Here is a 13,791-nt window from a genome sequence, read left to right as displayed (position 1 = left end):
CCCATCCCGAACAGGACCGTGAAACGACTCTACGCCGATGATAGTGCGGATTCCCGTGTGAAAGTAGGTAATCGTCAGGCTCCCTAAGCCGAAAACCCCCGCCCGAAAGGCGGGGGTTTTTGCATTTGGGCGAAGGAAATGCTTCGCGGGAGCGGGATGGTGGCGGTATTCTTTAGCCCGGGATCCCGTGGAAGATACGCTTCGACGGACTCCCCATTCAAGAAACGACGACCGTAAATTCAACCCCCGATTCAAAGTCCAGGGTTGATTTGCTGCGTCGATATATCAACGCAGAACTTAAGTGATCGCGCTCAATTGATGCGGTCATTGACAACTCCCCGAACAGCAATCGACAGAATGTCGCGGAGTTCAGCTCGAACAACCTTCGCTTCTAGCGCCAGATCCACTGTAGCGAATGCGACGGCATGTCCTTGAATCGTAAATGACTCGTGGAGGCAAACATCAACCGCCGGGTGCAAAAACAGCCCTGATGCTTGATCCCACATTAGATCGACCCCTTCTTGTGATCGCAAATACGTATACATTTGATATAGGTAAGGACTCTTCAGACTCGCGTCACGAAAGCGGCTAGCAGCAAGAACCGATGTGAACTTAGTGTCAATGACAAGTCTGCGACTAGCGCGAGGATCATCAATGATGATGTCCGTGATCATGCTAGGCAAGATCTCAGCAACCCCAGCGGACGCCGCCGATGTCTGCCAGTTCATACGAGTGCCTCCACGGATGCGGCACCCTATTGGCTCCAGCTCAATGCGCGCGAACCCGAGTACAGCTCTTTCAAATAAGCGGCGTACCCATACATCACCCCGCTCAGGTGAAACTAACGACGTAGGTCCGGCCTCTTCAGTCGGAAGAGCCAGGTCAAATGCAAATTTTGCCAGTTCAACCATGAGGCGGTCATCGCGATCATTTCGTCCGATCTGATCCAGCGCTAGTTCGGCACGAGAAGGGCGAACAGCAGCCACGCCGGAACGACCAAGGGTCGTCGCGAGGAAGCGGCATTGCCGACTCAAGCCGTGATCACGCACTAGGCGCGCCAGCACGTCCAATCCTGCTCGAACAAGACAGTTTCGCGGTGTATTGGTTGTCAGCTCCTCAAAACGGCAATGCACCTCGCCTCGAGATAACAGCTGTTGCGCTTCAGTCTTCAGGATATCGATCCGGCCTCGGACCCGGGTAAGGTTCTGCGCGCGCTGTCGATATCCACGCGAAACGTTCCGTCGCAGGCGCTGCTCGACCGCATGAACTAGTAGTTTCGCGATTAGATCGGGAATTTCCTCAAGGTCGTCCTCGACGAGTCCGTCGAATACATTCCTGATACGTACCAGATCCGACGCATACAACATCAGGAGCCACAGGTTTCGCACGGGAATTCGGCCAATCTTCCGACTTGCGATGGAGAGACCTTGTTCAGCAAACTCGTTCAATCCAACCCCGCGAGCAGTTTTTGTTTTGCTTCGCGAGCCGTTTCTGGAGAGTCGTACCAGTACTCATCGAGCAACGGGCCGATTTCCGTCTCGATCTTGCCTCGAAACCATGCTGCTCCATCGTCAACCGTGCCATCTGGCGTCAGATACGAATGACCGATGCGAAATTGCGGTCCCAGCGAAGCAGCGGTTTCGATCTGGCCATTCAAATCGCCAATCCGGCGTTTGATTTCAGCAATCAACTGATCTTGGAGGCCGTGGTCAACGCACCACATGCGCCATAGCGCGTTAAATCGTGGCTGCAAGTCGACGAAGGCAAACCGACGCCGAAGCGCCAAGTCAACAATTGCGAGGGAACGGTCAGCAACGTTCATTGTGCCAATAATGTACAGATTCTCCGGCACGTGAATACGTTCGCCCGGCTCCTTACGGTAGGCCAACTCCATCGCCTCGGAGCGATGTCGTTTTGAGGTTTCCAACAATGTCAGCATTTCGCCGAAAATCTGCGCAGGGTTGCCTCGATTGACCTCCTCAATCACTAGTACAAACGGCAGGTCTGGTTCGCTTAAAGCAGCCTGAATGGCCTGCATGAAGACGCCGTCGACCAATGCAAGTTGACCGTTTCCAGCAGGCCGCCAACCACGAATAAAATCTTCATACGCCAATGACGGATGGAACTGCACGATACGTAAGCGGGAGCGCGTCGCATCGCGGTCATCGGACCCTACTAACGCGAAGCCAAGACGTTTTGCGAGCCAGGTTTTTCCAGACCCGGGCGGCCCCTGAAGGATCAAATTCTTCTTTGCTCGCCACCGTTCCAGTATTGTGCCCAACTCACCAGCCGACAGAAAGCATCCGTCAGCAACGATTTGATCAACTGTATAGGATGGGGGCACCTCTTCCGCAACGTCCTCCTCAGTCGGGTCGCCCTCCCCACTAACGTCATTACCCATGGCTGCAAAGCGAGCAGGTTCACCGTACTTTTCTTTCCAATAAGGCTGGCTCAAGAACCATGCGAACTCCTGTGACGCACCCTTGAAAGCGAATTCGATCAGACGACGCCCATCTTCGGCGTCTGGATCGACCTTGGCAATCGTGTTGCGGTATGTGTAAAAGAACCAGTCACGCGGCGCGCTCACCGGGTCCCACGCCACGCGGACCGTACGACCGTCGCTCATATTTTCAAGAACAGTGCCCGTAGCCTTGATCCGCATTGCAGATACGGACTTGCCTCCCACATCGAATGGTAAGTGTCGCTTCTGGACAAAGGCGGCCTTGATAGCGATCTGATCACCTGGTTTAATGCTTCGAACCTGGTCGAGAAACTGGTCCGTGTATCCGTTTTGCCAGACTCCTTCTCTAAGGAAACGTTCTAGCTGATCGTCCGATTCCCACTGCGCACCAACGAACCAGTATGCCTTCTCATCATCCGCGTCCGTCGCAATGCCGGGTGCAATAGTTTCATCCTCGGATGCAACACTGCGTGGACGGTTGGAGTCTCGGACACGAATGTACAGGTCCCATGTCTGCTCCGGCGTCAGATGTGTACGGCGACCCTCTGGCGTTAAACTCCAGAATCCACGCTTTGCATTGCTAATCAATCCTGTTTTAACAAGATAGAAGCGGGTCCAATGCACATCGTTTTCAAAGATTGACTGGCCACCGCCCTGAATATGGCGAACAAGGTCGTCGGCCGTAATCGAAGCGTTTGCCCGAATCCACGCCATCGCTTCGGCTGGACGCATTGGATTCGGATCGACGGACCGCAAAGCGTCCAGCAACAGTGGAAAGTATTTCGTGAAGCGATTTGTTCTTTCGTCTGTAGTGGTCGTCACAAATTACCCTATACGTTTGTATTCTTTCGGTGACCAATCTTCAGTCCTGTGCGATGGGTGCAAAGCTGCAATCGTCGTACATCAATACGCCCAGGATTTCACGATCTTCATCGCACCAAGGCTAACATCACGTCAGCACTTTCTTAAACCAACCGCGCATCAAAGGTTCCATTCCTGTGGTGTAGATCGTTTGTAGTCGAAGATCCCAATTGCTTTGAAATGGAGTTCGGCCGACTTGATCTTGGCAAGCTCGATCGGACGGAGCTTCGTGTCGTCCTGCGTGCTCTTGGTTTCCCGAATCATGTAAATTCGATCCTCGCCATCCTCCTGCTTGATGATGGCCCAGTCGGGGTTGTAGTCGCCAACAGGCGTCGGAACCTTGAACTTGGCTGGCAGTTTCATGAACAGTTTGATGTCCTCGCGGCTGTCAAGCAACTCGGCAAATTTCTGCTCAACGTTCGACTCGAAAACCACGTAGTCGAAGTCGGTCTTCTGTTGATTCTGGACAAGGTACATCTGATCAAGGAAGCGCTCCTTTTCTTCTTCCCCATCAGCTTGAAGCTCGCGCATTTCGTATACCGATCCATCCATTTTTTCATATTGGATGCCCTTCATGATGATGCTCGCCAACTCGCCTTTCAACACTTTTCGAATCATCGCAATGAAGTCGTTCGGGTTCTGGATGAATTCACCCAATCGTCCACTACCAACGAGAACGTCTACCAGTGTCTTGCGCGTCAACGAAGTGGCATGCTGCAATTCACCGATGATATCTGGCAGATCATAGCTACCCTGGAGTTCAGCTCTACGTGTACCAAGCTCCTGGCCTTGCGTCCCCCCACGCAACACCTTCACCCCGGCCCGAGTTACCTGAATGCGCAGCGCGTCAATTTTCGGTGCCTGCTTGATTGCCTTGATCGCGGACGAGATAAGTTCATCACGATTAACACTTACACGATACGAAGTCTTCTGGCTAATTGCACGCCAAAATGCCGCGAACTCCGGCGTGGTATACAACGCCTTATTGAGATGGCGGACTTGGCGCTTGCTCGCGGGCTTGACGTATTTTTCAATACTCGCACGCTTAATCAGACCGATGATAGCTTCTTCATAGGGCAAGAAGCTGTCAGATAAATGCAAAGAAAACCCGACAGTGTCTGGCAGAAATTTCGAGGTGGCCTTGCCGTCATCGATAAAGCCATTGGCTTCAAGATGGTTGAATACGTTCAGCGACCATTGGTATCCGCAGAAATCGTCAGTGACTGCACCATTTGCATCGAGACGAGGGATTCGGGCAAATTCGTTTGGGCGTACTTTGCCGATAGAAACACCATCTCTTTGATACTCTATTTGCAGTTTTTCGGCAAAAACCTGATACGACTCGTTAGCGATTACCGTGAGTGTAGCAATACCACGGTCCGCGATACGCTCATATCCTTTGTCCGTCTTGGCGACCGGCAAACGTAGGCCTCGACCCAAAGTCTGTCGGCGCTCGACTTCTTTTCCGACTTCGCGAAGAGTGCAAATTTGGAACACGTTCGGGTTGTCCCAGCCCTCGCGCAAAGCGGAATGGCTAAAAATGAAGCGTACAGGCTCGATTTCATCGAGAAGGCGCTGTTTGTCGCGCATGATGAGCTCGTAGGCATCGTCATCGGCTTTCGTTACACCGGTGGAGTCCTGAAATTCGACTTTTCCACCCTTTTTCTTCAGTTGCGAAAAGTATGCCCGACGCAGTTCGCGTGGTTCGTAAGGCAACAATTCCATATAACGCTTATTCTTGCTGCGCTCCTCGATAAATACTTCATCGAACCACTGGACGAATTCTCCATTTGCGGACTCGTTATTCGTACCGTCGCCAAGGAAGCTAGCGACCTTATCGACAAAAAATAGGCTCAACACCTTGATACCTCTGGCGCGTAGCCTGACTTCCTTCTGCAAATGTTCGCGAATGGTCTCGCGGATCATCTCCTTGTAAATCGCACCACTGGCACCGCCGATGGCTTCCCCTTCAGACAGCATGCCATGATTGGTTAATTCGATGGAAGCCGGCTCATCCCCATCGGCCAGCCGCATTTCGTTGATCCATAAGCCGTCGTAAGCGGAGTTTCCACTCACATCAGCGAGCTCACGGTGCGGCTTCACCGTCTTGATTGCGCGGACCAGTGAGCCGTCAGCTTTGCGGCAAGCCAATTCGAGCTTTGCTTGCCAGCTTGACGTGTGTTTTACCTCAACCAACCTGATGTACGGCATGGCGTCCGCGCCCTGCTGAGCGACGTCCGCCACAACGATTTGCTTCACCAGCCCCAAATCATGAGCATCCACCGGATCGAGCCGGTAAATGACATTGCGCTGTTTTTTGTGCGTGGCTGAATAGCGCAATGTAAACGCTGGTTCCAGCTCGCCCACAGCAGACCGCGACAGTTCCGATTCCATGTTCTGCGGTTCGTCCATTACGATTATGGGACGCGTGGCCCTCAAATAATCAATCGGACGCAGACCGTTAAGTTTGTCGCGATACTGGTGGATGATCCTGCTGTTGGCGTCACCGCGAACCGAATCGATTGTCATCACCAAAATCTGCACATTGGTCGAGGTGGCAAACCCCTGTACCTCCTCAGCGTTTTTTCCGCTATAAACCGAAGCATCAAAGGGATGTGCCGGATACAAGTCGCGAAAATGTTCGCGCATCAGACGGAGGCTGGTATTGACACCTTCCCGAATGGCTACGGATGGTACGAGGATGATAAACTTAGTGAAGCCGTATTTCTCTGCCAACTCGAATATCGTTCGCAGATACACATACGTTTTTCCAGTGCCCGTTTCCATCTCAATATCGAAATCGAGCTTTTCATCGGCGAGTTGATCACGGACTTCTAGCCCGTTGCGGTCTTGTACCTGCTGTAGATTGGCTAGAATTGTCGCCTGATCCAGCACAAGAGCATTACCAATCGCGCCAACTTCCTGCATGACGTCCATATCGAGCGAAGACTGGACACCTCGGTCTTTAACACGCGCCTCTATATGCAAAGTAGTGATTAGAGCGTCCACGCTTTTCGGCTGGCCGTCGAATAGGTCGACTACGGCATTGATAGCGTCAAGTTGGTATTGCTGGTGTGAGTCGAACTGGAAGCTGGAACTCCGGAATACGCTGCTCATCACGCGGTCCACATTTCTATGCCTTTGCTCTTGCAAAGCTGGGCGAGGTTAGTCTTCAGTTCGTCGTCACCGCGAAAGGCGTCCTCCAACATGATCAGACGTTTCGGGGCAGTTGCCACCAATGCACGCAACTGTTCCAACGTCGGCTTGGTACGCTCGTCGAGGTATGCGAGCAACTGATTGTCCCCGATTCGGCGCACGTTCAACCCAGCAATTTCGAGCGGTGTGATTACTGCTGTGAGCGAAAAACCGAGCTTGAGCAAGATTTCGATGAGGAGATCGTCCGCACTAGCGCCATCCGCTGCACTGTCGCGCAGGTCAAGCAAATGCTGTTCAAGCACGCTCGCGGCGATGTCGCTGCTCACTCGCCATTTGGCAAAGTTGGTGTCGGAAAGTTTGTATGCGCGAAAACCTGTATCCACAGCGTTGTTAGCTAGATCGCTCTTGATTTTCTCGCCAGCTAGTTCGATGCGTTTGCGCGAGATTTCCGCGATGGTCTTGAATCCAGCTTTACGCGCCTCTGAAGATTCTGGCGTGGGTTCGGGCAACTGCACTTGGATGAAACGCCGTTTGCCGTCGTCCTCTCCGTTCAACGCCATGACGGCATGCGCAGTAGAGGATGAGCCGGCAAAAAAGTCCAAAATAATCGCGTTGACGTCGCCAACAGTTACATAGTTGATGAGTCTGCCAATTTCTTCATAATCTTTAGGGTTGTCGAAGACCTTTGCTCCCATGAGAGTTCGTAAGGCTTTCACGGAAACCTGAGACTGCTTGTAGAAATAAGAACCTCGTACCTGATTCGCGAATTCTTCCTCACTTCCAGTTTCAGCGTCGTCACTATTACTCTCATCGGAAGCATTTACTCCATCAACTTCTCCAGGAATTGGACGGATGTGGGCTTTTCGAAATGGCGGCTCAGTATGATCCTTGCGGAATTCTACCAACCCCAATTTAATCTGACGCTGCATTTCTTCTGGCGTGGCGTAGATCCACCCACGCTCTGGGACTTTGCATGGTTTTTTCGTTATTTCGTGAAGTACATCATAGCGGGGTCCGCTTCCGCCCGGCCAAGAAATATCGCGATCCCGCCATGGGCCGTGAACGTCCACACGCTTATATCGGCTCCATTTTTTTGATGGGTGAGATTTGGGCAATCCCGCGTACCATGCTTGCAAATCAGCTTCAATGGCGCGGTTATTTTGGCCGTGCAGAGTGCGGAGGCGCAGATACTGCTCCCAAATTTCCCTTGCACCGGGCTTTTCCTCGCGCCAACGAACACCCAACTCTTTCAGTCGAGCGGCGGACTTCGCGTAAACGAGAATGTATTCATGACCAACGGATAGAAGTTTGGCGTCGTTCTTGCGCCCTTTTTCCCAAATCATACTTGCGATGAAGTTCCCTTCGCCGAATACCTCGTTGCAGAGTTTTTTCAGGTTATCTTGCTCGTGATCGTCAATTGAAATCAGAATTACACCATCGTCGGTGAGGAGGTTCCGCGCCAACTTCAGGCGTGGGTACATCATGCTCAACCAATTCGAGTGATAGCGTCCTTCAGTCTCGCTGTTACTGGACAGCTTCTTGCCTTCCTCATTTACCTGATTTGTCCACTCGAGGTATGTTTTCAAGCCTTCTGCATAATTGTCCGGATACACGAAATCCTTGCCCGTGTTGTATGGCGGATCGATGTAAATCAGCTTGATCTTGTTGTGGTAGTGCTTTTGCAGGATCTTCAGTACTTCGAGATTGTCACCTTCGATAAATACGTTTTGCGTCGTATTCCAGTTCTTCGAGTTCATGAAGTCCGGTTTCAGCGTCGCGGTGGTCGGTTCCTGCGCCGCACGCAGTGCGCGTCGCTTACCCGGCCAGAACAGGCCAAAGCGCTCACCTTCCTCAGCTGCATCGCCGTCGAGCAGTTCTTTCAGTTTCTCAACATCGACCTTGCCATCAGCAATGGCTTCGGGTACCAGCTCGGCAAGTTGTGCGGCAAGCTCAGTGCGAAAGTTTGGCGTTGCTCCAGAGACCTCGAAGACTTCGTCAGAAGTTACGAAGCTCTTTGGCTGGCTATTGGTCATTTTTGACGGGTTCTATGAAAGTCAAACGGATTGGTAACGGCAATTTCCACTAGTGCGCGGATCGAGCCAGATTTTCCGGGCAATCAAGCTGCTACGCAAGCAGTGGGTATTTCAGGCATATATGTCAATGCACGAGTCGAATGCGCTGAAATTTACAAGTTTTGTGAAATTTTACTCAAATAATGTTGATTTTGTAGCAATAAATGAATGCAATAGGGCCTTGTCCAACAAGGAGGTTTCTTGACCGCTTCCCGCCACCGTAACCATTACCGCGAACGGAAAGCCTCGACTGTGCTACGAAGTTCATCGCTGCCACTGGCGCGATTGCAGGTATCGCTTTAGGCGCGGTTATGGCCCTGACCGGTGCCAAAACGTGCTCGGCCATCGGCGTAGCCGTCGACGCGCATGGGTAGAGCGAACCAAGTACAGAGCTAGGTGCTTTCGTGCGCGGTGTACCTGAAGCCGGCCCCGGTGCTGGCTGATCGTGGGCGTACTTATCTGGATAAGTCGCCATCGGGGCGGGCGTCGATCTCGTTTGGGAGGGCGATCCGCAACTTTACAACGATGTGCGTATTGCTCCCTTGCATTGTTTAGGTGCTCCGGAAGGTTCAGAACATTGAGTTCGCGAGTCTTACAAAAGCCATGCGAGGACGAATCGGCGGCGCTGCCCAAACAGCAACCGCTGCTGCATCTGAGCTTGCTGATCTAACAGATCGTGTCATGCGCGTTGGGCAATTCGATCCGATACCCTCGTGGGTACGGCCGTCGTGCATGTGGCGAGGTCATCAAGACGCGCCAACCAGGTAAGTCAAGTTCTTGGCACCAGCGGTGTGGTTACGAATCGTCGGAAATCCAAATGATGGGAGTAGATTGACGTTTCTCTCCGCGAGTTGTCATTTTTCGCAATTCGCGGTGCCAGTGTACGGCCGCACCGATTGGCGAGGGGCTTGCCCGCAATGATCCCGCGATGCCGGTTATTAGGAGGCAACTTGGTTGTTGTGTTGCTATGGACGGTCCCCATCAGCATCAAGTATGCAAGAGAGGGTTCTCTGCGATCTTCGCGACGCGAATTGCAGCGTCGGTAAGAGGCGCCATGGGGGCAACTCCATTTTGCAATTTGTGGTTGCCCCTAACCTGGTCCCCAGTTACCCCGAACGTCAATGAGTCTCATCGGACGAAAAGGGAAATAAAAAACCCGCGGAGCCTTGAAGCTACGCGGGTTACAGGATTTTGTTGAGCTTCTTAAAATATATCCTCGGTGGAGCGGAGAAGGGACAAGTTCTCGCCCTTCGCATTGCGAGCGCGACGCTAAGCTATTCGGAGTATTCGTATGTCAACCTCCAGCTTTTGGCGCACTACGCCACCTAAGGCTACGTTAAACGTCGATATTCCCCGCCCGCAACGCATTCGACTCGATAAACGCCCGCCGCGGCTCCACATCATCCCCCATGAGGGTAGTAAAGATCCCATCCGCCGCAATCGCGTCTTCGATCTGCACACGCAGCAGACGCCGCACGGCCGGATCCATCGTCGTTTCCCACAGCTGCTCGGGGTTCATCTCGCCGAGCCCCTTATAGCGTTGTTTGGAGACGTTGCGCTCAGCATCCGCCAGCAGCCACTTCATCGCGCTCTTGAAGTCCGCCACTGCCATGCTGCGCTCACCGCGCTTGATGACCGCACCTTCCCCAATAAGCCCCTTGAACGTATTCGCCGTCGTCACGAGCTGTTGATAATCCGCCGTGTGCTGGAATTCCTGGTCGATGACCGAAACCCGCACGTTGCCGTGATGCGTACGCTCGACATGCAGCGACCGCTGTTCGCGAACCGGGTCATACGAAGGCACCACACGCACTTCGTTCTTCAGCGCTTCATCATGCAACGCAGCGTGCAGCGCCTTAGCCGAAGCCTCCGTCGAAGCCTCATTGGAAAGATCGATCACCACCCCGTCCATGACCGCTTCCAGCGCGGCCGGGTCATACAACCGGCTCAACCGCTCGATCACGCTCTGCGACAGCAGATACGACCGCGCCAGCTCCCCAAGCGCATCGCCGGAAATCGCCGCCGCATTCTCACCCGGCACCAGCTCCGACCCTTGCAGCGCCAACCGCAGCATATGCGCGTTGAGCTCCACGTCATCCTTCAGATACCGCTCGTCCTTGCCCGCCTTGATCTTGTAAAGCGGCGGCTGCGCGATATACACATAGCCGCGCTCGATCATGTCCGGCATCTGGCGATACAGGAACGTGAGCAGCAGCGTCCGGATGTGCGCACCGTCGACGTCCGCGTCGGTCATGATGATGATGCGGTGGTAGCGGAGCTTGTCGAGGTTGTAGTCTTCCTTGCCGATCCCGCACCCAAGCGCGGTCACGAGCGTGACGATCTGTTCCGACGACAGCAGCTTGTCGTAGCGCGCCTTCTCGACGTTCAGCACCTTGCCGCGCAGCGGCAGGATCGCCTGGAACTTCCGGTCACGCCCTTGCTTCGCCGAGCCACCTGCCGAGTCACCCTCGACGATGTAGATTTCGCACTTCGCCGGGTCTTTCTCCTGGCAGTCCGCGAGCTTGCCGGGCAGGCCGACGCCGTCGAGCACGCCCTTGCGGCGCGTCATCTCACGCGCCTTCCGTGCCGCATCACGCGCACGAGCAGCCTCGACGATCTTCCCGCAGATGATCTTCGCGTCGATCGGCGTTTCCAGCAGGAACTCTTCCAGCGCCTTCGCGACGACTTCTTCAACCGGCGCACGAACCTCGGAAGAAACCAGCTTGTCCTTAGTCTGCGAGCTGAACTTTGGCTCCGGCACCTTCACGGAAAGCACGCACGACAGCCCTTCGCGCATGTCGTCGCCGGTCGTCTCGACCTTCGCCTTCTTCGCGATTTCGTTGTCGGTGATGTACTTGTTGATGACGCGCGTCATCGCGGCGCGCAGGCCGGTCAAGTGCGTGCCGCCGTCGCGCTGCGGAATGTTGTTCGTGAAGCACAGCACGTTCTCGTTGTAGCTGTCGTTCCACTGCATCGCGACTTCGACGCCCACGCCATCCTTCTCGCCGTTGGCGAAGAATACGGTCGGGTGCAGGTTGGTCTTCGTCTTGTTGATGTACTCGACGAAGCCCTTCACACCGCCGGCGAACGCGAAATCGTCCTCCTTGCCCGAACGCAGATCGGTGAGGCGAATCCGCACACCGTTGTTCAGGAACGAGAGTTCACGCATCCGCTTCGCGAGGATGTCGTAGTGATACTCGACCGTACCGAAAATCGTCGGATCGGCCATGAAGTGCACTTCGGTGCCGCGGTTCTCGGTGTCACCCGTCACGAGCATCGGCGACACTTCGACACCATCGACCACCTCGAGCACGCGATCCTGCGCAACGCCGCGATGGAACTCCATGAACCGCTTCTTGCCGTCACGGCGCACCGTGAGGCGCAGCCAGCTCGACAGTGCGTTCACGCACGACACACCCACGCCGTGCAGGCCACCGGACACCTTGTAGCTGTTCTGGTCGAACTTGCCGCCGGCATGCAGCTCGGTCATCACGATTTCCGCCGCGCTACGCTTCGGCTCGTGCTTGTCGTTCATCTTCACGTCGGTCGGAATCCCGCGGCCGTTGTCGGTCACGGAAATCGAGTTGTCGGCGTGAATCGTCACGTGGATGTCGTTGCAGTACCCGGCCAGCGCTTCGTCGATCGAGTTGTCGAGCACCTCGAACACGAGGTGGTGCAGACCGGTGCCGTCCGACGTGTCGCCGATGTACATCCCGGGGCGCTTGCGCACCGCTTCCAGACCTTCGAGGATCTGGATCGACGAGGCGCCGTAGCTGCTGTTATCGGGTTGCGAATTGTGCTGTTCACTCATGGATATCTTCCGGTTCTGCGGGGCCACTCTCGTGGCGGCGCGGTGCGTTTCAGCGAGAAATCGCCGGGCCGCTCCAGTTTCCTGGCCCGCCCTAAGTGCCGAAAAGGCACCAAAAGGGCGGGTTGTCGGTTCGCCATAAAAACGCCAAAGGGGCTTGCCGCCCCCTGGTGTGTGTCGTGATGTCGCGCGCGTCAGATGCGCATCGGCATCACGACATACTTGAACTCGTCGTTCTCGGGCACGGTAATCAGCGCGCTCGAGCTGGCGTCGCCGAGGCTCACCTGCACGGTGTCGACCTTCAGGTTCGCGAGCACGTCGAGCAGATACGTGACGTTGAAGCCGATGTCGACGGTATCGCCCTGGTAGGCGATTTCCAGTTCTTCCTGCGCCTCTTCCTGATCGGCGTTGGTCGACATGATCTTCAGCTGGCCCGGCGCGATGATGCAGCGCACGCCCTTGAACTTGTCCGAGGTCAGGATCGCCGCGCGTTGCAGCGAACGCTGCAGCTCTTCACGGCCGATCTCGAACGTGTTCTTGTGCGCCTTCGGGATCACGCGCTGGAAGTCGGGGAACTTGCCCTCGACGAGTTTCGACACGAGCTCGACCTGGCCGAACGTGAACTTGGCCTGGGTTTGCGCGATGTCGATGGTGACGGTGTCGTCGATGTCTTCGAGCAGGCGTTGCAGCTCGAGAATCGTCTTGCGCGGCACGATGACTTCCTGGCGGCCGAACGTGCCGCCTTCGAGCTTCATCGACGAGAACGCGAGGCGGTGGCCGTCGGTGGCCACGGCCATCAGCTGGTCGCCGTCGACGACGAGCAGCATGCCGTTCAGGTAGTAGCGGATGTCCTGCTGCGCCATCGCGAAGTGCACCATGCCGAGCAGCTGGCGGAACGACTTCTGCGGGACGGTCAGCGTGGCGCCGAAATCCTTCGCCTGCGCGACGGTCGGGAACTCGTCGGCCGCCAGCGTCTGGAGTGCGAAACGGCTCTTGCCGGATTGAACGGTGAGGCGCTTGTCGGCGAGCGACAGCGTGACCTGGCCGTCAGGCATCGCGCGCAGGATGTCGAGCAGCTTGCGCGCGGCGACGGTGGTCGCGACCTGGTCGCCGCCGACGCCGAAATCGGCGCGCGTGGTGATCTGCAGCTCCAGGTCGGTCGACAGGAACGAAACGTCCGAGCCGTTCTTGGTGATCAGCAGGTTGGCGAGGATCGGCAACGTATGGCGGCGTTCGACGATGCCGCTGACCGTTTGCAGCGGCCTGAGGAGGGTGTCTCGTTCGGTCTTGACCAGTTGCATAGAGTTCCTTCGTTGAGTAACGGCCTGCAGCGCAGCAGCCTCGCAGCGCCCCGCCGGCCGGGCTCTTGGCCCGCCACCACCGGGGCGGTCAAACCAGTATTGTGCCTCAAAACCGAACCGCCCCCCTTAAAT

The 13,791-nt window shown here is 55.3% G+C and carries 6 protein-coding genes; all 6 read right to left on the bottom strand.

Translation table 11 applies throughout. The features are described from left to right. Positions 1 to 311 precede the first annotated feature (311 nt). Positions 312 to 1,448: a 5-methylcytosine-specific restriction endonuclease system specificity protein McrC gene (gene mcrC, locus CFB40_RS17445; protein WP_256976793.1), complete on the bottom strand. Its 1,137-nt coding sequence runs from the start codon at positions 1,446 to 1,448 to the stop codon at positions 312 to 314. Continuing rightward, complete coding sequence (locus CFB40_RS17440) at positions 1,445 to 3,283, bottom strand: AAA family ATPase (protein ID WP_089431870.1); 1,839 nt, start codon at positions 3,281 to 3,283, stop codon at positions 1,445 to 1,447. Before CFB40_RS17440 ends, mcrC begins: the two co-directional genes overlap by 4 nt. A 159-nt stretch (positions 3,284 to 3,442) precedes the next feature. Further along, positions 3,443 to 6,439 (bottom strand): restriction endonuclease, encoded by a 2,997-nt coding sequence (locus CFB40_RS17435; RefSeq protein WP_089431906.1) that lies wholly within the window; start codon positions 6,437 to 6,439, stop codon positions 3,443 to 3,445. Next, entirely contained in the window at positions 6,439 to 8,511 is a 2,073-nt protein-coding gene (locus tag CFB40_RS17430) for a site-specific DNA-methyltransferase (protein WP_089431869.1), read from the bottom strand. Before CFB40_RS17430 ends, CFB40_RS17435 begins: the two co-directional genes overlap by 1 nt. Before the next feature lie 1,375 nt (positions 8,512 to 9,886). Continuing rightward, positions 9,887 to 12,361, bottom strand: coding sequence for a DNA topoisomerase (ATP-hydrolyzing) subunit B (gene gyrB, locus CFB40_RS17425; protein WP_089431868.1), 2,475 nt, complete (start codon positions 12,359 to 12,361; stop codon positions 9,887 to 9,889). 191 nt (positions 12,362 to 12,552) lie between these two features. Then, the gene (gene dnaN / locus CFB40_RS17420; protein WP_039364632.1) at positions 12,553 to 13,659 is read right to left on the bottom strand and encodes a DNA polymerase III subunit beta; all 1,107 of its coding nucleotides are present in this window, start codon (positions 13,657 to 13,659) and stop codon (positions 12,553 to 12,555) included. Positions 13,660 to 13,791 lie beyond the last annotated feature (132 nt).

This window comes from Burkholderia sp. AU31652 (assembly GCF_002223155.1).
GTDB lineage: Bacteria > Pseudomonadota > Gammaproteobacteria > Burkholderiales > Burkholderiaceae > Burkholderia.
The sequence above is the reverse complement of the archived record's forward strand: the minus strand, read 5'-3'. Positions and strand labels throughout refer to the sequence as shown.